The organism is Pseudomonas sp. NPDC088414 (assembly GCF_044753325.1).
GTDB lineage: Bacteria > Pseudomonadota > Gammaproteobacteria > Pseudomonadales > Pseudomonadaceae > Aquipseudomonas.
Genome location: NZ_JBIVMY010000020.1, coordinates 40,126 through 62,510, shown reverse-complemented (window position 1 = coordinate 62,510; position 22,385 = coordinate 40,126). Strand labels below are relative to the sequence as shown.

20 protein-coding genes, 1 tRNA gene and 1 pseudogene are annotated in these 22,385 nt (G+C 62.6%); 6 read left to right on the top strand and 16 right to left on the bottom strand.

Annotation, left to right across the window (positions count from 1 at the left end; genetic code table 11):
• Genes ACIP8I_RS17700 through ACIP8I_RS17690 form a run of 3 tightly spaced genes read right to left on the bottom strand, consistent with a single transcriptional unit; the run spans nucleotide 1 to nucleotide 6,292 of the window.
• Nucleotides 1-4,575 (bottom strand): alpha-2-macroglobulin family protein, encoded by a 4,575-nt coding sequence (locus ACIP8I_RS17700; RefSeq protein ID WP_400762711.1) that lies wholly within the window; start codon nucleotides 4,573-4,575, stop codon nucleotides 1-3.
• Nucleotides 4,572-5,222 carry a DUF1175 domain-containing protein gene (locus tag ACIP8I_RS17695; RefSeq protein ID WP_400762749.1) on the bottom strand — a complete coding sequence of 217 codons (651 nt, stop codon included), beginning with the start codon at nucleotides 5,220-5,222 and terminating at the stop codon, nucleotides 4,572-4,574. The genes ACIP8I_RS17700 and ACIP8I_RS17695 overlap by 4 nt, the downstream gene beginning before the upstream one ends.
• On the bottom strand, nucleotides 5,207-6,292 hold the full coding sequence (locus ACIP8I_RS17690) for a DUF2138 family protein (RefSeq protein ID WP_400762709.1): 1,086 nt from the start codon (nucleotides 6,290-6,292) through the stop codon (nucleotides 5,207-5,209). Before ACIP8I_RS17690 ends, ACIP8I_RS17695 begins: the two co-directional genes overlap by 16 nt.
• A gap of 39 nt (nucleotides 6,293-6,331) precedes the next feature.
• Here ACIP8I_RS17690 and ACIP8I_RS17685 point away from each other — a divergent pair.
• Nucleotides 6,332-6,438: transfer RNA gene (locus tag ACIP8I_RS17685), tRNA-OTHER, on the top strand.
• Between the two features lie 88 nt (nucleotides 6,439-6,526).
• Nucleotides 6,527-6,961 carry a hypothetical protein gene (locus ACIP8I_RS17680; protein WP_400762707.1) on the top strand — a complete coding sequence of 145 codons (435 nt, stop codon included), beginning with the start codon at nucleotides 6,527-6,529 and terminating at the stop codon, nucleotides 6,959-6,961.
• On the opposite strand, the gene ACIP8I_RS17675 is transcribed toward ACIP8I_RS17680, so the two are convergent.
• Entirely contained in the window at nucleotides 6,958-7,749 is a 792-nt protein-coding gene (locus tag ACIP8I_RS17675) for a YfaP family protein (RefSeq protein ID WP_135296650.1), read from the bottom strand. The genes ACIP8I_RS17680 and ACIP8I_RS17675 overlap by 4 nt on opposite strands.
• Nucleotides 7,750-8,243: 494 nt before the next feature.
• Between ACIP8I_RS17675 and ACIP8I_RS17670 the strand changes: the two genes are divergently transcribed.
• The 4 genes from ACIP8I_RS17670 to ACIP8I_RS17655 all read left to right on the top strand — a co-directional run bounded on the left by ACIP8I_RS17670 (nucleotide 8,244) and on the right by ACIP8I_RS17655 (nucleotide 13,401).
• Nucleotides 8,244-8,486 carry an exodeoxyribonuclease VII small subunit gene (locus ACIP8I_RS17670; protein ID WP_003228627.1) on the top strand — a complete coding sequence of 81 codons (243 nt, stop codon included), beginning with the start codon at nucleotides 8,244-8,246 and terminating at the stop codon, nucleotides 8,484-8,486.
• On the top strand, nucleotides 8,483-9,370 hold the full coding sequence (ispA, locus tag ACIP8I_RS17665; protein ID WP_400762705.1) for a (2E,6E)-farnesyl diphosphate synthase: 888 nt from the start codon (nucleotides 8,483-8,485) through the stop codon (nucleotides 9,368-9,370). Before ACIP8I_RS17670 ends, ispA begins: the two co-directional genes overlap by 4 nt.
• A 91-nt stretch (nucleotides 9,371-9,461) precedes the next feature.
• Nucleotides 9,462-11,360 carry a 1-deoxy-D-xylulose-5-phosphate synthase gene (gene dxs, locus ACIP8I_RS17660; protein ID WP_400762703.1) on the top strand — a complete coding sequence of 633 codons (1,899 nt, stop codon included), beginning with the start codon at nucleotides 9,462-9,464 and terminating at the stop codon, nucleotides 11,358-11,360.
• 154 nt (nucleotides 11,361-11,514) lie between these two features.
• Nucleotides 11,515-13,401 carry a TonB-dependent receptor domain-containing protein gene (locus ACIP8I_RS17655; RefSeq protein ID WP_400762701.1) on the top strand — a complete coding sequence of 629 codons (1,887 nt, stop codon included), beginning with the start codon at nucleotides 11,515-11,517 and terminating at the stop codon, nucleotides 13,399-13,401.
• A gap of 114 nt (nucleotides 13,402-13,515) precedes the next feature.
• Here ACIP8I_RS17655 and ACIP8I_RS17650 read toward each other — a convergent pair whose 3' ends face one another.
• The 12 genes and pseudogenes from ACIP8I_RS17650 to nrdR form a co-directional block, all read right to left on the bottom strand.
• Nucleotides 13,516-14,316, bottom strand: coding sequence for a cobalamin-binding protein (locus tag ACIP8I_RS17650; protein ID WP_400762699.1), 801 nt, complete (start codon nucleotides 14,314-14,316; stop codon nucleotides 13,516-13,518).
• Nucleotides 14,316-14,735, bottom strand: coding sequence for a hypothetical protein (locus tag ACIP8I_RS17645; RefSeq protein WP_007968175.1), 420 nt, complete (start codon nucleotides 14,733-14,735; stop codon nucleotides 14,316-14,318). The genes ACIP8I_RS17650 and ACIP8I_RS17645 overlap by 1 nt, the downstream gene beginning before the upstream one ends.
• Nucleotides 14,732-15,349 carry a GTP cyclohydrolase II gene (ribA, locus tag ACIP8I_RS17640; protein ID WP_007968177.1) on the bottom strand — a complete coding sequence of 206 codons (618 nt, stop codon included), beginning with the start codon at nucleotides 15,347-15,349 and terminating at the stop codon, nucleotides 14,732-14,734. Before ribA ends, ACIP8I_RS17645 begins: the two co-directional genes overlap by 4 nt.
• A 237-nt stretch (nucleotides 15,350-15,586) precedes the next feature.
• Entirely contained in the window at nucleotides 15,587-16,324 is a 738-nt protein-coding gene (locus ACIP8I_RS17635) for a substrate-binding periplasmic protein (protein ID WP_400762697.1), read from the bottom strand.
• 34 nt (nucleotides 16,325-16,358) lie between these two features.
• Nucleotides 16,359-16,862 (bottom strand): phosphatidylglycerophosphatase A, encoded by a 504-nt coding sequence (locus tag ACIP8I_RS17630; RefSeq protein ID WP_007910933.1) that lies wholly within the window; start codon nucleotides 16,860-16,862, stop codon nucleotides 16,359-16,361.
• Nucleotides 16,859-17,824 (bottom strand): thiamine-phosphate kinase, encoded by a 966-nt coding sequence (gene thiL / locus ACIP8I_RS17625; protein WP_400762695.1) that lies wholly within the window; start codon nucleotides 17,822-17,824, stop codon nucleotides 16,859-16,861. Before thiL ends, ACIP8I_RS17630 begins: the two co-directional genes overlap by 4 nt.
• An 18-nt stretch (nucleotides 17,825-17,842) precedes the next feature.
• Nucleotides 17,843-18,343, bottom strand: a complete 501-nt coding sequence (nusB, locus tag ACIP8I_RS17620) for a transcription antitermination factor NusB (RefSeq protein ID WP_123588845.1) — start codon at nucleotides 18,341-18,343, stop codon at nucleotides 17,843-17,845.
• Entirely contained in the window at nucleotides 18,340-18,816 is a 477-nt protein-coding gene (gene ribE, locus ACIP8I_RS17615; RefSeq protein WP_003228649.1) for a 6,7-dimethyl-8-ribityllumazine synthase, read from the bottom strand. The genes nusB and ribE overlap by 4 nt, the downstream gene beginning before the upstream one ends.
• 247 nt (nucleotides 18,817-19,063) lie before the next feature.
• On the bottom strand, nucleotides 19,064-20,155 hold the full coding sequence (gene ribBA / locus ACIP8I_RS17610) for a bifunctional 3,4-dihydroxy-2-butanone-4-phosphate synthase/GTP cyclohydrolase II (protein ID WP_007966103.1): 1,092 nt from the start codon (nucleotides 20,153-20,155) through the stop codon (nucleotides 19,064-19,066).
• 16 nt (nucleotides 20,156-20,171) lie between these two features.
• Complete coding sequence (locus ACIP8I_RS17605) at nucleotides 20,172-20,837, bottom strand: riboflavin synthase (protein WP_400762692.1); 666 nt, start codon at nucleotides 20,835-20,837, stop codon at nucleotides 20,172-20,174.
• Nucleotides 20,838-20,884: 47 nt separating this feature from the next.
• Nucleotides 20,885-22,018 carry a bifunctional diaminohydroxyphosphoribosylaminopyrimidine deaminase/5-amino-6-(5-phosphoribosylamino)uracil reductase RibD gene (gene ribD / locus ACIP8I_RS17600; RefSeq protein WP_400762690.1) on the bottom strand — a complete coding sequence of 378 codons (1,134 nt, stop codon included), beginning with the start codon at nucleotides 22,016-22,018 and terminating at the stop codon, nucleotides 20,885-20,887.
• Nucleotides 22,015-22,385, bottom strand: a pseudogene (gene nrdR / locus ACIP8I_RS17595) (transcriptional regulator NrdR); the annotation flags it as partial. The gene ribD and the pseudogene nrdR, both read right to left, overlap by 4 nt.

Sequence of the window (22,385 nt, the reverse complement as noted above, 5' to 3'; positions counted from 1 at the left end):
TCAGTTGACCGTGACCTGACCGAGGGCGGCTTTCGCTTCCTGGGCCTGATGCTGCGGCGCGTACACCTGAGTGAAACGCACCGGCGGCAGGTTGAACTGACCCTTCTGCGAGAAACGCACCAGATGGCGCAGACGCAATTCGCCGCTCAGCGCATCCACCGGCACCGCGTAGGCCAGTTGCCCCGGCTCGAAGCGCGCCTTCTCCAGCGCGGTCGGTTCAGTGCCGTCCTTGCCCTGCAACTTGATGCCCCAAGTGGTGCGCTCGACATCGGCGCCCGGTGGCAACGGCACTTCGAGCATGCCGTAGCGCAGCGGTTTCGGTGCCTTGCTGGTGATAATCACTTCGTCCAGGTACAGGCTATCGCTGGACAGCGGTTTGTTGCCGACCGGTTCCAGTTTGAAGGTGAACGCTTCGTCGCCCGGCACCAGTCGCGACAGGCGCCGGGTGATGGTCACGGCCATTGGATCGACGGCCGGTTGCTGGGTCTGGAAGCTCAACGCCGCCCGCAGCGGACGCTCCTGAATGCCGGACACCGACAACACGCTCGGCACCGGTGTCGCACCCTGCCAGGTCCAGAACATTTCACCGGTCGCGCCGTAGTTTTTCTTCCAGCCTTCACCCGGCAGCAGCGCGATGGTCGGCGACGCCTGAGCGATGCTGCGTTGCAACCAGCTCAGCGCCAGGGCGCGTTCGAGGGTCGATTGCTGTGGCAGCAGACGTTGCAGCAACGCCGTCGCGCGAGTCTGATCGAACGGTTGCAGCGACAGGTTCAGCGCTTCGGCAAACGGCTGCGAACTGACCGCCAGACGCTGTTGCGCAGCGCCGACCTGACGGTTGAATGCGTCCGGCAACGCGACTTTCGACTGGGTCGCCAGCGCCGCAGTCAACACCCGCGCTGCCGCCAGACCGAGCGCCGAATCCGGGTCGCTCATCACCAGACTGTCTTCGCCATCGTCCATCAGGGTTTCGGCATTGCCCTCACCGGCCTTGGCCAAATCGTCCATCAAACCGCTGAGCAAGGTGTTCACCGGCAAATGCATCTGTTTGGCGAACGACAGGATCAGCGCCCGCTGCAGTAACGGCGTGTTCGGCGCTTGCTTGGCGTAGACCTCCAGCACTCGCTGCCAATGCTCCGGCGGCAAGGTCAGTTCCAGCACCTGACTGGCGTTCCAGTCGGCGTAGTAGGCGTAAGCGGTCAGGAATGCATCCGGCTCACCGTCGAAACCCCACCAGGTGAAACTCGCCGACGGCCCGGCCATCTGCACCAGACGCAAGCGGCTGTTCTGCATGATCAGGCGCAGACGATCGCGGATCTGCGGGTTCGACGCCAGCGACGGATAGGCGATGCTCAGCGGCAGCAAACGGCTGGCAGTCTGCTCGACGCCACCGTACGGGTAGCTCAGCAGATCATCGAGCGCGGAACGGAACAGCGCTTGCGGGCTGTCATCCAGACGCAGGCGAATGTCGGTGGCGTCGGCCGGCAGACTCAACGGGGTATCGCCGCTGGCGACGTCGATGCTCTGGGTTTGCGTCACTTGCCAGCCGTCGCCGGTGGCGCTCAGGCGCGCAGCGAGAGAGTCCGCGGTTTTACCATCCTGCACCAGCTCGGCAGTCCACTCACCCGAGGCCAGGGCGAACGCTGGCAGCGGCACGTAGTTGATGCCGTTGTTCAGGGTTACTGGCAGGCGTTGTTCGGCGCCCGCGTAATGGGTGACCAGTTCAGCCTTGACCGGTTTTTCGGCCTGACTGAAAGCGAATACGCCGAGTTGCGGCTGATCGCCTTTGCGGAATTTGCTCGGCCCGCTCCACTTCAGGTACAGCGGTTTTTCCGAACGGACGAACTGCTTCTTCTGCCCGACCTGGCCGTCATCGGCAATGGCCCGCGCAGTGATGCGCCAGCGGGTCAGCGAGTCCGGCATCTTGAAGGTGAAGCGGGTTTTGCCGTCAGCACCGGTCAACAACTCTGGCTGCCACGCGGCGGTGTCGACGTCTTCACGACGCGGACGCTCCAACACTTTCACCCCACGCTCGCTGCGGTTGGCCTTGCCCGGCGCGCCGGGGCTGCCCGGCAGCGCCACGTCGTAACTGATGAACGCCAGGCTGGCGCTGGTGCGCACGTTGTTGCGCCGTGGGTGGTAGAAGAACTGGTCAATGGTCGGCGCGACTTCCGGTTGCAGCGCATAGACCATTTCGTCGACGACGCTGACGGTCAGATGTGCCGGCACCGCTTTGCCGGCGAACTGCGTGGTCAGGTCAACGGTAACGGTATCGCCCGGCTGATACACCGCTTTGTCGGTGCTGATCGCCACATCGATTTGGGGCGCAATCACCTTGATCCCGGCGTTCTGGAAGCTGTACTGCCCGCCTTTGGTGTACAGCACGGAGAAGGTCAGGTTCGGCGCGAAATTGTCCTTCACCGGAATGCGCGCGCGGTATTGGGTGTCGCTGAGTTTTTCCAGTTTCAGCCAGTCGCCGCCCTTGGCCAGCAGCGCGGTGGCTTCGACCTTATCGCGCTCCAGCGACAGCAGTGCATCGCTGACTGGCTCCGGGAAGGTGATCAGCGCCAGTGCTTCATCGCCAGCCTTGTACTCGGGCTTGTCGAGGACGATTTCCACAGTGCCCGGCACCGCTTTGACACCGTCACCGGTGACCGAATGGCCGGTGGCGCCGAGGACGCGACCGTGCTGATCCTTCAGCGTCAGGTTGTAAGTACCCGGACGTTCGAAGGCAATGCTGAAGCCCTTGTCCGTCGCCGCCAGTTTGCCTTCGCCGGTGCTCTGGTCTTCCAGACGCACCCAGCTGTAGCTGCTCGGGGTCACGGCTTTGCTCTGCTCGCTGCCGCCCTCGTTGGCGTACCTGAACGCGACTTTGTCGTTGACCGCGCTGAAACGTTGCGGCGCGCTCAGACGGAAGCTTGCAGCGCCACGGTCGATGAGGATTTCCTTGGTGGTCTTGACCCGATACGCCGCGCCGTCGCTGGCAAACACGGTGAGCATGTAGCGGCTCGGTTTGTCGGCGGCCGGCAGGTCGAGGGTCGCGTTGCCCTTGCTGTCGGTGGTCAGTTCGGTGCTGGTCAACTCCACCGGGAATTGCCCGAGGTATTGCAGCTCGTTGTCGACCATCGACAGTTGCTGGGCGCGCAGGCTCAGGCTCAGTTTGGCGTTGGCCACCGGTTTGCCGTCCGGGTACAGCAGCACCAGACTGCCCTTCACCGGCTCACCGGTGCGGTAATCCTGCTTGGCCAGGTTCAGCGAAATCTCGAAGTGCGGCTTGATGTACTCAGCGACGCGGAAGGCGCTGCTGTAGGCCTGATCCTTGTAGTTGAAGCGGATCTCGTAACCACCGGCCACGGCGTTGTCCGGCAACTGGAAACGGCCCTGAGTGCCAGCCTTGGAATCGAGTTTCAGGTCGAGGCGCTGCAGCTCGGTGCCGGTGGCATCAAGCACGCTGACGTTGACGTCAGCAGCGCCCGGCAATACCGAATCCCGCGCATTCTTGAACTCGCGACCGACGATTTTCAGCGACACCCAATCCCCCGGGCGATACAGCGGCCGGTCGGTGAATGCGTAGAGTTTGGTGTCGTAGATTTCGCTGTCGTAATAGAAGTTTTCCGAGACGAACACCCCGCCCTCTTCGTCCTCGCCGATCACGAACGAGCGCTCGGGGCTGACGTGTTTCAGGCGCAGCAAACCATCGGCATCGGTGGCGCCGCTGCTCATCACGCCGAGGCCGTCGGTCCACAGCACATTGACCTTCGGCACAGAACTGCCTTGGTGTTTGCGCGCGGCCCAGACCAGCAGTTCATCGCCGGCAATCTTGCTCACCGCCACGGTGTTGGAGACGAACACCATGGTGGTCGCGCGGTACTTGCCGATCAGCGCTTCGACCAGGTACAGGCCCGGTTTGAGGTTGCCCAACGGGATGTACACATTACCCGGTGCAACGCTGACGAACTCGCTGGAAGACCCGGCCAGATTGACCCCGGCCGGCGGCTGGATCGGTTTGGCCTGCCACAGCGGATAACGGAACTGACTGACCACCGGCAGGCCCGGGATCAAGGCGAATTGCGGTTGCGCGTCGTACGGCGTCGGCGCGGCGATGGCGTTGCCCATCTTCAGTTCCGGCACTTCTTCGGTGACCTGCTTGCGCGACTCGTAGGAGAACGCACGCTGCATCACCCGCCGCGATTTGCGGTACCAGTTGTCCCACAGGTACGCGAGGGTGTTGGACAGGCCTTCGCCCTTGAATTGACCGTCGCTGACCACGCGGTGCAGGTTCTTTTGGCGCTTGAGGAAATCCAGCGGTTTGTCGATGCGGTATACGCGAATGTCGGCACCGCCATAGGGTTCCATGCGGAAGCGGCGGTAGTCGCGACCGGGTGCTTCGAGACGCACCATCGCCTGCTCGTCGGCGGCGAAACTGCTGTCGGCCAGCAGGAAGAAGCTTTCACCAGAGACCGGCGTGTAGCCGCTCGGCTCCACCGAATCTTCAGCGTTGACGGTCGCCAGTGGCAGCAACAGCGCCAGCAGCAGAGGAATTCGAGCGCAGAGTCGCAGCATGCGGGCACCGGTCATTGGGAGAGAAAGTTCAGTCGATAGACGCCGATGAAGTTGGGGTTGGCTGCGTCGGGTATCCATCGGGTGTCCTTCCATGTCATGAGTTGCTGCAGGCTTGCCGAACGCATGCCGTTGTCAGTGGGGGTGGTGGTGCCGGTGTGATAGGCGATGTAGCGGCCCATCCAGATCATCAGGTGCTGGTCGTCGCCCTGATCGAAAAACATCAGGTCGCCGGGGCGTGCCTGGGACACGTCGCGGCTGACCAGATGGCTGTTGAACTGAATCAGTTTGATCGCGTTGACGTACGGCCCGACCTTGCCGCCGCCCTGCTGCCATTGCCGGGCGAGCTTGCGCTGCTCGTCGCTGAGCGTCAGCTCCGGCGGCAGGTAGCGATTGGACAGGCCATTGCTGCGCAGCCATTTGTCGTCGTGGATTTTCAGCGCTTCGTTGGCGGCGAAACGCACAAGGCCTGCGCAGTCCTGCTGATACCAGCGCGGGCTCGGGCCCTGGCTCAGTTGCTCCTGAGCGATGCGCACGAACCAGGCGCGGAACACCTGGGACTGCGCCGGATCCAGCGCCGGTGCTTCAACCGCTCGGGCACCGGCGCTGAGCAGCAGCGCGAGCAAGCCGAGGCTGCGGATCAATGCCGTCACAGCGCTTTCCATTCCAGCGGCAGCCATTGCCAGTGGCCGTCAGGCTCGCTGCCTTCGGGCAGGGTCAGCGCGTATTTGCCGTAGCCACCAAGGGTGCGCAGTTTCGGGATCAGGTAGGTTTGCGCGGCGTTGTAGAACACCGGCTCCATGTCCTGCGGCAGGCTGTCGAGGGTTTCCTGCTGCATCAGTTGCGCCATCGAATCCGGGCCGAAGTAGATCGGCATCAACACGTCTTTGGGCAGCACGTCGGCCATCGGCGGAAAGCGTTTGTCGAGAGTACCGAGGGCCTTGTCGACCAGTTTGTCGTCGAGGGAAAACAGCAGCGTCGAACCGTGGCGGGCGAGGCTGACTTTCATGAACGCTTTACCGCTGATCGCATCCGGATTCTCGGCAGTCTTGGCGGCGTACGGGCCGAAATTGGAGCTGACCTGACGCTGCCAGACATGGCTCTGGCCTTCCTGTTTCTCGACCACCGGGAACGCGTGCTCGTCGACATTCGTCTCGTAGGCGCCCACCATCGAACCGAACAGCGTGCCCAGGTCGCCATCGAGCTTGCTGCTGTCCTCATCCTTCAGGCTGGCGACCAGCAACGGCGTGTACAACCGCGAATCGGCGTACCAGCACAGGCCCGCCGCGCCGGCCACGTGCTCGGTGAGCTTCTGCGCCACCGCTTCGTCGGCACCGAGTTTCACCAGCAGCGGTTTCTGCGGTTCGGCCGCCACCGGCAGGGTCACGCAGGCACTGGCGCCCAGCGGCATGGCTTGCCACACCGGTTTGAAATCGAAGTCCGGCTGGTTATCCAGTTCATCCATGGCCAGGTAGCTGTGCCAGCCCTTGTCGTCCATGTCGAAACGCAGCCCGGCGAAGTTCGGGATGAAGCGCTGATAGCCCATCGCAAGGACGCTGGAATTGACCGACAGACGCTGTTTGATTTCCGGCGCCTTCGCGGGCAGACCGAAAGCCTCGGCGAACAGTTTGTCGCCGTTGAGCAGCGCGGCCAGCGCCTGCGGCGAGACGTGTCCGGACTCTTCCGATTCACCGTTGGCCGGGTCGTAATACTTGTTCGGGTTGGACAGCACCACCAGCTTGTCGCCGCGCGACGCGAACAGCAGCGATTTGCTGGCGTTGTAGCTGAGCTGGTACAGCGGTACTTCGTCGCTGCCAACCTTGAGGCTGCCGAAGACGCTGAGCTGCGAATCATCCAGCGCGACTTTCGCCAATGGCTCCAGAAGCTTCGCCAATCCACCGCGGTCCATCACCAGCAGGAAATCCTTGAGCCGGCCATCGGCGCCACGCCACAGCGCGACGTCGGCCGGTTGATCGAAAAGCTGCTCGATCAGGCTGTCCTGCAGCTTCAGGTCGTGTTCGTAGATGATCCGCCGCAGGCTGCCGATCAGCCCCAGGCGGTCGGCGTGGGTTTCGTAATAGAAGACGAAATCTTCGGTGAGCGTGGCCTTGAGAAACGGCACCGTCAGCAGGTCCTTGGGCAACTGGCTCAGGGAGCGGGTTTCCAGCAGCGCATCCGGACGACTCAGGCCGAGTTTGTCACTGGCCAATGCCGCCGCCGGCACCTTGGGCTTGTGCAGCAGCCAGCCGAGACCACCGGCCACCCCGGCCACCAGGACCAGGCCGATCAGCAGCGCTGGCCAGCGCCGGGAAGGTTGGCCGGCAGGTGTCGGGACGACCGGAGAAGCAGCGTTATCACTCATGTTCACAAAACCCGAAGTTCATCCGTGGAGCGGGATGCTTAATAGTTGAAAGTCTTGACCAGCAGCAGATCACCGATCGCCCGCAGGGGCACGATGAATGTTTCGCGTTTTTCGTCGACCGTGTTTTCGTTGAGCACCAGCGTGATTTGCGAGGTGATGACCTCGTTCTGATTGCTGGCCTCCTCGAAGTTATAGCCGCCGTCGCCGAAGTTGCCCCAATAGTTGACGTAAACCAGATAGGTGCCATGCAGCGGCGCGGTCATGGTGAACATTTCCGGGCCGGGGCCATCGACACCGTCCGGGTCCAGACCGCCGCCGTTGGTCAGCGCCGTGTGGGCGAAAAACGCATGCTGGCCGTCCGGGGTAATGATGTGCAGGTCGAGTTCGGCCTTGGGATCGTCCCAGCCGAGCACCACACGGATCTTCGCCGGGGTGCGCAGGTTATTCGCTTCATAGAACTGCACGCGCTTGAGCGACTGCCCCTCGGCGCTGCGCACTTCGACACTGTTGGAGCCGGCGCCGAACGCATACGGCCGGGCGAACCGCCCGTCATCGTCGGTGTACAGATTCAATGGATTACCGTTGACCGCCAGGGTGTGCGGCCCGCGCTGATTGCCGATGGCCTTGAGCTGGCCCTGAATCATCGTGCGATTGCGCTGAATGCCGCGATCGATCGGCGGCGTGGGGTAAGCGACTTGCGGATTTTCACTGCGGTCGAGCAGACCGTTGTAACGCCAGCCACCGGATGGCTCAGACAGCTCGGCAGTCGGCGCCGCCCACAGCGCAGGCGCGCAGGCCAAGCCGATCAGCAGCCAAAGAAATGAACGCATGTAATGCCTCCTGCCATGCCTGAACGAAACCTTGCACCCGATCCTCGGTACTTCACAGCGGTGGAAACTGCGTTTCGTCTGAAAGACCCCGTGACTAGCGGGTCGTAGAAGGCGCGAAGATTAGCGATTCGGCAGTTTTTTAACAATCGGATACATCTGGATTTGCGGCGAGAATCACGCAGGGGTGTTGGGCGTGAGCCGAATAGAAGCGTTATTCGGCTCACAAAATGAGCCGAATAAGCTCCAGCCTTCATGAGTCATCACAAATACTGTGGCGAGGGAGCTTGCTCCCGCTGGACTGCGCAGCAGGCCCAAACCGGTCAATGCAATCTGCCTGAATAACTGCGATGGCGAGTTTTGGGGTTGCTGCGCAACCCAGCGGGAGCAAGCTCCCTCGCCACAGTAAAATGAGGTCGTCCGGGGAGGCTCATTTGCCCATAAACCCCCTATCTGCTAGTGTCGCGCCGGTTTAACGTCAACCGGAAATCGCCGCCATGGCCCGCAAAAAAGCTGCACTGGATTTCGAACAGTCCCTCGCCGACCTGCAAACACTGGTCGAGCGTCTGGAGAACGGTGAATTGTCGCTGGAAGACTCGCTGACCGCTTTCGAGCAGGGCATCGGTCTGACCCGTGACTGCCAGGCGGCGCTGGCCCAGGCCGAGCAGAAGGTGCAAGTGCTGCTGGAGCGCGATGGCGAACTCGCCGAGGAACCCTTCGACGCGGAACAGCCAGAATGATTGCAGCGTATTCGGCGACCAGCCAGGCGCGGGTCAATGCGGCGCTGGAAATGCTCTTCAAGGCGCCGCTGCCAGAGTTGTCGCGCCTGTATGAGGCGATGCACTACAGCGTGATGATCGGCGGCAAACGCGTGCGTCCGCTGCTGGCCTACGCCGCGTGCGAAGCGCTGGGCGGCAAGGCTGAGCAAGCCAACGGCGCGGCCTGCGCGGTTGAGCTGATCCACGCTTATTCTCTGGTGCACGACGATTTGCCGGCGATGGACGACGACGATCTGCGTCGCGGCCAGCCCACCACCCACAAGAAATTCGACGAAGCCTGCGCGATTCTCGCCGGTGACGGCTTGCAGAGCCTGGCCTTCAGCGCCCTGCTCGACCCGCGTCTGAGCAACCTCGACGCTGACATCCGTCTGCAACAGGTCACGGCGCTGGCGCACGCGGCCGGCCCGGCAGGCATGGTCGGCGGTCAGGCCATCGACCTCGGCTCGGTCGGCCTGAAGCTGGATCAGCAAGCGCTGGAGCAAATGCACCGGCACAAGACCGGCGCGTTGATCGAAGTCAGCGTCAAGCTCGGCGCCCTGGCCAGCGGCCGTGCCGAGCAGAATGAGCTCAAGGCCCTGCAGACTTATGCACAGGCCATCGGTCTGGCCTTTCAGGTGCAGGACGACATTCTCGACGTCGAAAGCGATACCGAAACCCTCGGCAAGCGCCAGGGCGCCGACATCGCCCGCGACAAGCCAACCTACCCGGCCCTGCTGGGGCTGGACGCGGCCAAGGTCTATGCGCTGGAACTGCGCGATCAGGCGCTGCACGCGCTGCGACCGTTTGACGCGGCAGCCGAGCCTTTGCGCGATCTGGCCCGGTATATCGTCGAGCGGCGCAACTGAACGCCAACCTGCCAAAAAAGACCAACGCGTGGGCAGGGGGCGATGCATCAGGTAAACTGCCGCATCTTTTATACCTATAACGATTCGCCTGATGCCCACGACGTTTCATGAGATTCCCCGCAAGCGCCCGACCACGCCCCTGCTCGACCGCGCGAACACGCCGGACGGCCTGCGCCGGTTAGGCGAAGCCGAGCTGGAAACCCTGGCCGATGAGTTGCGCCTGGAATTGCTCGACACGGTCGGCCAGACCGGTGGGCATTTCGGTGCCGGCGTGGGCGTCATCGAGCTGACCATCGCGTTGCATTACGTCTTCGACACCCCGGATGACCGGCTGGTGTGGGACGTCGGTCATCAGGCGTATCCGCACAAGATCCTCACCGGTCGTCGCCAGCGCATGGAAACCCTGCGCCAGAAGGACGGCATCGCTGCCTTCCCGCGTCGCGCCGAGAGCGAGTACGACACCTTTGGCGTCGGCCACTCCAGCACCTCGATCAGCGCCGCGCTGGGCATGGCAATTGCCGCCCGCCTGCAAGACAGCGATCGCAAGGCGATTGCGGTGATCGGTGATGGCGCGCTGACCGCCGGCATGGCCTTCGAGGCGCTGAACCACGCGCCGGAAGTCAACGCCAACATGCTGGTGATCCTCAACGACAACGACATGTCGATCTCGCGCAACGTCGGTGGCCTGTCCAATTATCTGGCGAAGATTCTTTCCAGCCGCACTTACGCGAGCATGCGTGAAGGCAGCAAGAAAGTCCTGTCGCGCCTGCCCGGCGCCTGGGAAATCGCCCGTCGCACCGAAGAATACGCCAAGGGCATGCTGGTTCCCGGCACCCTGTTTGAAGAGCTGGGCTGGAACTACATCGGCCCGATCGACGGCCACGACCTGCCGACCCTGATCGCCACCCTGCGCAACATGCGCGATCTGAAGGGCCCGCAGTTCCTGCACATCGTCACCAAGAAAGGCAAAGGCTTCGCCCCGGCGGAAGTCGACCCGATCGGTTACCACGCCATCACCAAGCTCGAACCGCTCGATGCCCCGGCCACTGCGCCAAAAAAGGCCAGCGGGCCGAAATACTCGGCGGTGTTCGGCGAATGGTTGTGCGACATGGCGGCAGCTGACCCGCGCTTGGTGGGCATCACCCCGGCGATGAAGGAAGGCTCGGACCTGGTGGCGTTCAGCGAACGCTTCCCGCTGCGCTACTTTGACGTGGCGATTGCCGAACAGCACGCCGTGACGTTCGCCGCCGGCATGGCCTGCGAAGGCGCCAAACCGGTGGTGGCGATCTACTCGACGTTCCTGCAACGCGGCTACGACCAGTTGGTGCACGACGTCGCGGTGCAGAACCTCGACGTGCTGTTCGCCATCGACCGCGCCGGTCTGGTGGGCGAAGACGGCCCGACCCACGCCGGCAGCTTCGACCTGTCGTACCTGCGCTGCATCCCGGGCATGGTCATCATGACCCCGAGCGATGAAAACGAATTGCGCAAGATGCTCACCACCGGCCACCTGTACAACGGCCCGGCGGCGGTGCGCTACCCGCGCGGCACCGGCCCGAACGCGACCATCGACAAGGATCTCGAACCGATCGAAATCGGCAAGGGCATCGTCCGTCGTCAGGGCAGCAAAGTCGCCCTGCTGGTGTTCGGCGTGCAACTGACCGAAGCGCTGAAAGTCGCCGAGAAGCTGGATGCGACCGTGGTCGACATGCGTTTCGTCAAGCCGCTGGATGAAGCGCTGGTGCGCGAGATCGCCGGTAGCCACGAGTTGCTGGTGACCATCGAAGAGAACGCGATCATGGGCGGCGCCGGTGGCGCGGTCAGCGAATTCCTGGCGCGCGAGAATATCCTCAAGTCGATGCTGCACCTGGGCTTGCCGGACATTTACGTCGAGCACGCCAAACCGGCGCAGATGCTGGCCGAGTGCGGGCTGGATGAAGCGGGAATCGAAGCGGCGGTGTGTGAGCGCCTGACTCTGCTTAACAAGTAATCACCATCCCTGTGGGAGCGGGCTTGCCCGCGATGAGGTCGGCCCAGTCAACATTGATGTTGGATGTACCGACGCCATCGCGGGCAAGCCCGCTCCCACAGTGTTTTGTGTCGCTAGAAATTTTGTGCACACCAGAAATACCAACGGAATACCGATGAACCTCTCGCGCCTCGCCCTGCCCCTCCTCCTGCTGCCAGCCACCAATGCCCTCGCCGACACCTTCGAACGCGACGAAGCGCTGAAGCTGCCCGACACGCTGATCAGCGCCAACCGCCAGGTCGAAGCACGCAACGACAGCAGCGCGGCCAACACTGTGTTCACCCGCGAAGACATCGACCGCCTGCAACCGGGCAGCGTCACCGACCTGCTGCAACGGGTACCGGGCGTACAAGTGGCGCAGGCTAGCGGACGCGGCAGTCTGCCGGGGATCTACATTCGCGGCACGCAGTCGGCGCAGAGTCTGGTACTGGTCGATGGCCAGCGCATCGGCAGTTCGACCTCCGGCGACAGCAACCTGCAGCACCTGAACATCGACCAGATCGAGCGCGTGGAAGTGCTGCGCGGTTCGCGCTCGGTGATTTACGGCAGCGATGCGATTGGCGGGGTGATTCAGATCTTCACTCGGCGCGGCACCGAGCAAGGCCTGCAGCCGCGCTTGCACGTCGGCTTCGGCAGCAACCAGACCTGGGAACGCAGCCTCGGCCTGTCCGGTGGCGACGAGAAGACCCGCTTCAACCTTGGCGCCAGCCTCGATGACACCGCCGGTATCGACCGTACCCACGAGTCGTACCCGAGCGACAGCGATCACGATGCCTATCGCAATAAATCCGTCAGCCTGAGTCTCAGCCATGCGCTGACCGACGACGTCGAGGTCGGCGCCAACCTGTTGGATAACCGTGGCAAAAGCGAGTTCGATAACCCGTTCGGCCGCTTCGACACGACCACTTTCGAGTCGGTGCAGCAGCAGCCCTACAGCGACTTCAACGTCAGCAGTGTCAGCAGCTACGTCGATGCGCGGGTCAACGAAACCTGGAAAACCCGCGTCGAACTCGGTCATACCGAGAACCGCGAAAAAACCTTCGACAAGCTCAGCGACGAGCGCACGGTGTTCAACACCTATCGCGACTCGGTGACCTGGCAGAACGACCTGAGCCTGGATGCACGTAACAGCCTGATCCTCGGCGGCGACTGGTATGAAGACCGGGTCAACAGCAGCACCGCATTCAACGAAGACAGCCGCTGGAATCGCGCCGCGTTCATCCAGCATCGTTATCAGGCCGACAGTTTCTCCACGGAACTGGGTCTGCGTCACGACGACAACCAGCAGTTCGGCAGCCAGAACACCTGGAGCGGCACCTTCACCTTACCGCTGAACCCGGACAACGATCTGCTGCTGAGCTACAGCGAAGGCTTCCGCGCGCCGACCTTCAACGACCTGTACTACCCGGATTTCAGTAACCCGGATCTGAAACCGGAAATCTCGAAAAGCTATGAGCTGCAATGGCGCAGTCAGTTGAGCGATAGCAGCCGCCTGGAAGCGTCGATTTACCGCACTGATCTGCAAGACGCGATCATCTTCGGCAGCAACTCACGCCCGGAGAACGTGGCTTCGGCACGGATCAATGGTTTTGAAGCGGCGCTGAAGCAGGACCTGTTCGGCTGGCAAAGCAACCTTGGTGTGGCGATTATCGACCCGCGTGATCGCGAAACAGGGCACACGTTGGCCCGTCGTGCGCGGCGTACTGCCAGTTGGGATCTGGATCGCCAGTTCGATCGTTTGGGGCTTGGGGCCAGTTGGCAGTTGGTCAGCGGCAGTTACGACGATCTGAACAACACCCAGCCGCTGGGTGGCTACGGTACCGTCGGCTTGCGCAGCAGCTGGGCGCTGAACCGCGAGATCAAACTGGATCTGAAGGTCGATAACCTGCTGGACAAGGGTTACAGCCGTGCGTTGTACAGCTATGACGGCAGCCAGTACGGCTATCGCGAGGAAGGTCGTGCGTGGATGTTTGGCGTCACCTGGACCCCGGATATCCACTGATTTCAACTGTAGGAGCTGCCGAAGGCTGCGATCTTTTGATCTTGATCCTCAGCGACTCCAAGCCAGCCGAAAGCAAGATCAAAAGATCGCAGCCTTCGGCAGCTCCTACAGGGGTCAGCGGTGTGGCTGGATGAGTTGGCAGAGTTTGGCGGTGGCCTCGATCATTTGCCCGCTCGGGCGTTCCAGGCCTTTATCCGTGACCAACAGCAACTGCCCTCTCCTCACCGCATCAACCTGCGGCCAGGCTTTCCACGCATCGAGCTGGGCCTGCTCACCGGCCAGAATCACCTGTGGATCACGCTGCAACACCGCTTCGATACTCACCTGTGGCGCCGGCAAACTCAGGTCGGCAAACACATTGCGCGCGCCACAGACTTCGAGCGCATCGCTGATGATCTGCCCGCCACCGACGGTGTACAACGGCTTGTCCCAGACCTGATAGAACACTGTCAGCGGCGTATCCCGGCGATAGCGCTGGCGCAGGTCATCGAGTTTTTTGCGCAAATCCGCCGCCAGTTTCACCCCGCGCTCAGGCCGATCGAGTCGTGCGGCGATGGCTTCGATCTGTGCAGAGAGTTGTTCGAGACTGCGCGGTTCAGCAACGAATGTCGGGATGTTCAGGCGTTTGAGTTGATCGCGTTGCGCCGGGCCGACGCTGCCGGGCCACAGCAGCAACAAATCGGGCTTCAGGCTGAGCAGGCGTTCCATGTCCAACTGACCATAGCGCCCCACTGACGGAACATCCTTGAGCGAAGTCGGACGCTCACCGGCATCGAGAACACCGACCAGCAGATCGGCCGAATCAAGCTCAACAACGATTTCAGACAGAGAAGGCGCGAGACTGACCACTCGCAGACTCGCCAGCACCGGGCTGGCGCAGGCCAGCAGCAGAACCGCCAGCCACAGACGGCGCATCAGCCGAGTTGACGCGGGATACGGTAGAGGTAGAACAGCACGGCCGTGGACAGCGCCAGCAACATCAGCGGTACGGCTTCGAGGCCGACAAACACCGCCAGCGCACCGATCCACGCCGGAAGCGATGCTGCGAGGAACGCGACACGACGACGGGCCGCCAGCGCGATCCACGCCGCCGGTTCGGCAGGCGTATCGAGGGCTTTCTGGGTGGCGATCAGGGCGTGTTTGTAGCCACCGAAAAACTTCAGGCTGACAAACATCGAGGCCACGCCGGCAATGAACATCGGCATGGTCAGTACCGGCAGAAACGCTTCATATTGGCCGAACAGTGCGTTGAGCACGAACAGCGGCAGCAGCGCCAACGCCAGATACTTCCACCAGTCGACCGCCAGACGGCGACGCACCTGACCGCGGGTCACGCGCGGTCGACCTCGCCCTGATGCTCGTTACCCATCATGTGGTCGAGCTTGCTGGCCTTGGTCGCCAGGTACAGTTTGTTGTGCGGGTTGTGGCCGGTGTGCAGCGGCACGCGCTCGGCGACGACGATGTTCATGTCGGTCAGGGCTTTGACCTTGCGCGGGTTGTTGGTCATCAGACGCAACGACTTCACGCCCAGATGCTCGAGCATCGGCAGGCACATGGCGTAGTCACGCTGATCGGCGGCAAAGCCCAGACGTTCGTTGGCTTCAACGGTGTCGGCGCCGCCGTCCTGCAACTCGTAGGCACGGATCTTGTTCAGCAGACCGATGCCGCGACCTTCCTGGCGCAGGTAGAGCAGCACGCCACGGCCTTCACGGGCGATGGCCTTGAGCGCCGCTTCCAGTTGCGAGCCGCAGTCGCAGCGCTGGCTGAACAGCGCGTCACCGGTCAGGCACTCGGAGTGCAACCGGCCGAGGACCGGCGCACCGTCATCAATTTCACCGAGGCTCAGCACGACGTGCTCGCGGCCGGTGGCTTCATCGAGAAAACCGTGCATGGTGAATTGCGCAAAAGGCGTTGGCAGCTTGGAAGCGGCGACAAAAACGACAGGCACCGGTGTGCTCCTGATCTAAAAAGTCTGAAGATTCGCAGGCCGGCATTGTAACAGCAGGTTCCTGCAGACGCTTAGGCTGAATTGTCGGGCATAACGATCAAAAAGTTTGATGACTCCTCGGAGAACAGCGGCCCCTGTAGGAGCTGTCGAGTGAAACGAGGCTGCGATCTGTTGATCCGTTTTTTCAAGATCAAGATCAAAAGATCGCAGCGTGCCGCAGCTCCTACAGGGGGCGCGTCAGTTCGGCTCGAATGGATACGGTTGCTGCCACTGCTCGAAAATCGGCTTCAGCTCGCCACTCTTCACCAACTGCTCCATGCGCCGGTCGAACAGCGCCATCAGCGTGCGCGCTTGCGGCGTGTTGGCGAAGCACAGGTACAGCGGCAATTCGGCGATGTGGGTCTTGCGAAACTGTGTCGGATCCTTGGCCCGGCCGATCACGTAATCGATTTCGGTTTGCGCATCGATGTAATAGTCGGCGCGATTATGGGTGAGCATCGACAGGATCCCGGTGCGCCGCACGACTTCATTGTAGTTGCGCACATTGGGCAAATAATCCTGATAGTCGTAACCGCGCACCCAGGCCAGACGATAGCTGCCGAGGGTTTCCGGGGTCGGTGACGGGTTGCTCGCCAGCCCCAGGGCATAGATGTGATCGGTGTCGAAGTTCCAGCGCGGGTATAGCAGGTCGCTGGCCTCGTTTTTATACGAACCGACGCAGGCATCGACTTCGCCGCGCTCGGCCAGGCCCACGGAGCGCGTGTAAGGCTCGGTGCGGATGTCGAGTTTCACCCCGGCCGGCTCGAACACCTTGCGCAGCACGTCCCAGCCCAGGCCATGGCCGTCGGCGGCGGTGTAGTCTTCCCAGTCTTCGCTGGCCAGATGGATGACCGCGGGCGTCGACGCAACTTCCTGCGCACTGGCGACAGTGCCCAGCAGGGTCAGAAACACCAGCGCCAGCCAGCGTCGAGCCATCCTTAGTCTCCTCACTTAACCCTGACGATCCGGGTCAGGCGAAAATCCACACCAGCCCCTGCATCGCCAGCCAGGCAAACACACCGGCCAGCACGTCGTCGAGCATGATGCCGACGCCACCGTGGACATGCCGGTCAATCCAGCGGATCGGCCACGGCTTGAGAATGTCGAAGAAGCGGAACACCAAAAACCCCGCGAGCAACCAGTACCAGCCTTCCGGCACCAGCCACAGGGTGATCCACATCCCGACCATTTCGTCCCAGACGATGCCTTCGTGGTCGTGCACCCGCAGATCGTCGGCGACCTTGCCGCACAGCCAGAAGCCGAACAGCATGGTGATTCCGAGCATCAGCCAGTAACCCCAGTCGGGCAACATCTGCCACAACGGGATAAAGGGTAGCGCAACTAACGAACCCCACGTGCCCGGCGCTTTCGGCAAGGTGCCGGAACCGAAGCCGAACGCGAGGAAATGCCAGGGATTGCGCCAGACCGACGGCGGAACGAATTCGGCCGGAACCTGTTTCGGGTGATCTGTCACGGTGTCTCCTGAAAATGTTGATAACCCCGGATTTGCGGGGTGATGTCGTGTCCTTCGCGATCCAGCAGCACCACACCCTGGCCCTGCTCCACACGCCCGATCACATGGATCGGCCAACCATCGGCCAGCAGCGCCGGCAACTCGACGGACGGTAGCGTGAACGCCAGCACATAGTCATCGCCGCCGCTCAACGCCGCCCGCTCGGCACCGCGCTGGCCGAGAAACGCCACTAAAGCATCGGACAACGGTACACGCTCACGTTCAACTTCGAGGCGAACCTGCGAGGCCAGGGCGATATGCCCGCAATCGGCGAGCAGGCCGTCGGAGATGTCCAGCGCCGCAGTGGCCTTGCCACGCAGTGCCTGACCAAGGGCCAGTTGCGGCTGGGGCGACCAGTAATGATCGAGCAACGGCTGAGCGATATCCGCCGCGGCCTCGCGCTGACCAAGCACCAGCGGCAAGGCACCGGCGGCATTGCCCAACTCGCCGCCGACACAAAGCAGATCGCCAGGTTGCGCGCCACTGCGGGTCAGGGCCTGCCCGGCCGGCACCCGACCGAACACCGTGACCGTCAGGCTCAAAGGCCCGCGCGTGGTGTCGCCGCCGACCAGCGCGACGCCGCAGCTCTGCGCCATGCGGTTCAAACCGTGGGCATAGGCTTGCAGCCAATCGGCAGTCACCGTCGGCACAGTCAGGGCAAGGGTAAAGGCAACGGGCGTGGCGCCCATGGCGGCCAGGTCGCTGACCGCGACGGCCAGCGAGCGCTGACCGAGCAGAAACGGATCGCAGGGATCGGCGAAATGCACGCCGGCCACCAGCGTATCGGTGGAGATCGCCAGCTGTTCCCCGGGGGGAACCGCCAGCAAGGCGCAGTCATCGCCAATCCCCAGGACAACGCCCTCGCCGCCCTGCGCACAAGGCGCGGCGGCGAAGAAATGGCGGATCAGCTCAAACTCGCCCATTGCGATATCAAGCGCTGATCAGCGCTTGAACGCCTTCACTTCAGCTTCACGCAGGCGCGGAGCCAGCTTGTCGAGTACGCCGTTGACGAACTTGTGGCCGTCGGTCGAACCGAAGACTTTCGCCAGCTCGATGCCTTCGTTGATCACAACGCGGTATGGCACGTCGACGCGCTTGAGCAGTTCCCAGGTGGACAGGCGCAGAACTGCCAGTTCAACCGGATCCAGCTCTTCGATTTCGATGTCCAGGCACGGCTTGAGCGCGGTGTCGATTTCAGTCTTGAACTGCGGAACCCCGTGCAGGATCTCGCGGAAGTAAGCGCCATCGACATCGGTGAAATCGTTATCAACGCGGAACTGCGCTTCGATCTCGTTCAGCGACGCCTTGGCCATGTGCCATTGATACAGGGCCTGAGTCGCGAGCTGACGGGCTTCGCGGCGCTTGACGCTTTTCGATGGCTTGCCGGCATCCGCAGGTTTCGGATCGCGCGGGTTGAAACGATCGCTATCGTCGCTAATCACTTGGCCTCCAACTGCGCCAGCAGGCTGACCATTTCCAGAGCGGACAGGGCAGCTTCAGCACCTTTGTTGCCGGCCTTGGTGCCGGAACGTTCGATGGCTTGTTCGATGGAATCCACGGTCAGGACGCCGAACGCGACCGGTACGCCGAATTCCATGGAGACCTGGGCCAGGCCCTTGGTGCACTCGCCTGCCACGTATTCGAAGTGCGGGGTGCCGCCACGAATGACCGCGCCGAGGGCGATGATGGCTGCGAACTCGCCTTTCTGGGCGACTTTCTGCGCAACCAGCGGGATTTCGAAGGCGCCAGGCGCGCGGATGATGGTGATGTCGCTTTCGCTCACGCCGTGGCGAACCAGGGCATCAACTGCACCGCTGACCAGGCTTTCAACCACGAAGCTGTTGAAACGGCCCACTACCAGAGCGTAGCGGCCTTTGGGGGCGATGAAGGTACCTTCGATGGTCTTCAGGGTCATTCGTCAGATCTCTTAAAGAGCCGGGACGCGTTTCGTACGCATCCCTCAGTGATATTTGAACCGCGAATACAGCGTCGGAAATCGCACTCGGTGTTCACTTGCACATCTTTGTGGCGAGGGAGCTTGCTCCCGCTTGGGTGCGCAGCGCCCACAAGAGGGGCCGCTGCGCAGCCCAGCGGGAGCAAGCTCCCTCGCCACAATAAATCAAATATGCCTTGAGCGAACAACGAGGCCAAAACCCGGCGTCTTATTCGGAGGGCACGTATTCTACAACTTCCAGATCGAAACCGGATATCGCATTAAATTTCATTGGCGCCGACATCAGGCGCATTTTGCGCACGCCGAGGTCACGCAGGATCTGCGAACCGGCACCGACGATGCTGTAGGTGGTCGGTTTTTTCACCGCCGCCTGATCAGCGGTTTCGCGGATGTGCGCCAGCAACACGTCGCCATCGAGCGGGTGACCGAGCAACAGCACCACACCGCTGCCGGCCTCGGCCACCGCGGCCATCGCGGCGCGCAGGCTCCAGCGGCCCGGTTGTTTGACCATGAGCAGGTCGCGCAGCGGGTCCATGTTGTGCACGCGAACCAGGGTCGGCTCTTCGGCGCAAACGGTGCCCAGCGTCAGGGCCATGTGCACGTCGCCTTCCACCGAATCACGATAGGTCACCAGGTTGAATTGGCCCAGTTCGCTGTCCAGCGGCTGTTCGGCAATCCGCTGAACGGTACGTTCGTGGATCATCCGGTAGTGAATCAGGTCGGCGATGGTGCCGATCTTGATGTTGTGTTCGGCTGCGAACGCTTCCAGCTCGGCGCGACGGGACATGGTGCCGTCGTCGTTCATCACTTCGCAGATCACCCCGCTCGGCTCGAAACCGGCCATGCGCGCCAGATCGCAGGCGGCTTCAGTGTGGCCGGCACGGGCCAGCGTACCGCCGGCCTGGGCCATCAGCGGGAAGATGTGGCCCGGGCTGACGATGTCTTCAGCCTTGGCGTCCTTGGCCGCAGCCGCCTGCACGGTGCGCGCGCGGTCGGCGGCAGAGATACCGGTGGTGACGCCTTCGGCGGCTTCGATCGACACGGTGAACTTGGTACCGAAACCGGAACCGTTGCGTGGCGCCATCAGTGGCAGCTTCAACAGTTCGCAGCGCTCGCGGCTCATCGGCATGCAGATCAGGCCGCGGGCGTGCTTGGCCATGAAGTTGATGTGCTCGGCCTTGCAGCATTCGGCGGCCATGATCAGGTCGCCTTCGTTCTCGCGGTCTTCGTCATCCATGAGGATGACCATCTTGCCTTGGCGGATGTCTTCAACCAGTTCTTCGATGCTATTGAGCGCCACAAGGCACCCCCTTCAGTCAGGATTTGAGGTAGCCGTTGGCGGCCAGAAAGCTTTCAGTGATCGTGCCGCCAGCGCTCGGCTCTGCGGCCTTGTCGCCGAGGAGCAGACGCTCCAGATAACGCGCCAGCAAATCGACTTCCAGGTTCACCCGGCGGCCCGGCTTGTAGGAAGCCATGATGGTTTCGCTCAAGGTGTGCGGAATGATCGTCAGCATGAATTCGGCGCCATCGACCGCGTTTACGGTCAGGCTGGTGCCGTCGACAGTGATCGAGCCTTTGTGGGCGATGTACTTGGCCAGCTCTTTCGGCGCGCGGATGCGAAATTCGACGGCGCGGGCATTGTCGCTGCGCGAGACGATTTCGCCGACACCGTCGACGTGACCGCTGACCAGGTGCCCACCGAGACGGGTGGTCGGGGTCAGGGCTTTTTCCAGATTGACCGGGCTGCCGCTTTTCAGGTCATTCATCGCGGTGCAGTCGAGAGTTTCGCGGCTGACGTCGGCGGCAAAGCCGTTGCCCGGCAGTTCAACCGCCGTCAGGCACACGCCGTTGACCGCGATGCTGTCGCCGAGTTTGACGTCGCTCAGGTCGAGCTTGCCGGTTTCGACATGCACCCGCACATCACCGCCCTTGGGGGTCAGTGCACGGATACTGCCGATGGATTCGATGATGCCGGTAAACATGGGGTTCTCCTTGAGAACGAAGCCAGCGCAAAGGCGATGGCCGGGAATTATACGCTCGCCGAAACGACTGGCGTCGCAGTGACTCGCCAGTCATCGCCAACCGCGCGGATTTCAGTGATTTTCAGCTCGGGAGCGTCCTTCATATAGGCCAGCGGCCAGTCCAGCAGCGGCCGCGCCGTGGAGCCGAGAAACTTGCCGGCGATGAAGATCACGAACTCGTCGACCAGACCGAGCTGAGCGAATGCACCCGCCAGACGCGGGCCGGCCTCGACCAGCACTTCGTTGACGCCACGGTTGGCCAGTTCGATGAGCAACTGATGCAGATCGACCTGACCGTCGTCACCCGGCACGATCAGGCATTCCGGGCCATTGGCGTATTGCTCTTCGACCGCCATGCAGGTGGCGACCAGCGCTGGGCCGGCCTTGAAGAACGGCGCATCCAGCGGCACTCGCAAGCGCCCGTCGATCAGCACCCGCAGCGGCGGACGGCTCATGACCAGTGCGGTTTGTTCGGCATTCAGACCCAGTTCGTCGGCGCGCACGGTCAGGCGCGCGCCGTCGGCCAGTACGGTGTCGGCGCCGGTCAGCACCACGGCCGCCTGCGCGCGCAAACGCTGCACGGCGGAACGCGCGGCCGGGCCGGTGATCCACTGGCTCTCGCCACTTCCCATCGCCGTGCGACCGTCGAGACTCATCGCCAACTTGACCCGCACGAACGGCAAGCCGTGCTCCATGCGTTTCAGGAAACCTTGATTGAGCTGGCGCGCCTCGGCTTCGAGCACGCCGCTTTCGGTGGCGATCCCGGCATCAGCCAGACGCTGCAAGCCACGCCCGGCGACCTGCGGATTCGGATCGCGCATCGCGGCGACCACCCGAGCAACCCCGGCAGTCACCAGCGCATCGGCGCACGGCGGCGTGCGGCCATGGTGGCTGCACGGCTCAAGGGTCACGTAAGCCGTGGCGCCTCGGGCCCGTTCACCGGCTGCGCGCAGGGCATGGACTTCGGCGTGGGGTTCGCCGGCGCGCTCGTGAAAGCCTTCGCCGACAATCTGCCCGTCACGCACGATCACGCAGCCAACCCGTGGATTGGGATGGGTGGTGTAGTGGCCTTTGCGCGCCAGTTCCAGCGCGCGTGCCATGAAGTGGGCGTCGAGGATCGCCTGCTCGGCGGTGCTGGTCATTCTTTCACCGGTTCGCGGGCGAGGCGGTCGATCTCTTCACGGAACTCGTTGAGGTCCTGGAAGCGCCGGTACACCGAAGCGAAACGGATGTAGGCCACTTCATCGAGCTTTTGCAGCTCGGCCATCACCAGTTCGCCGACCACGAGGGATTTGACCTCGCGCTCGCCGGTGGCGCGCAGCTTGTGCTTGATGTGAACCAGAGAGGATTCGAGGCGCTCGACGCTCACCGGACGTTTCTCCAGCGCGCGTTGCATGCCGGCGCGGAGTTTTTCTTCGTCGAACGGTTGGCGGCTGCCGTCGGTTTTGATCAGGCGCGGCAACAACAGTTAGGCCGTCTCGAATTTCTTGAAACTTTCGACGCAGGCCA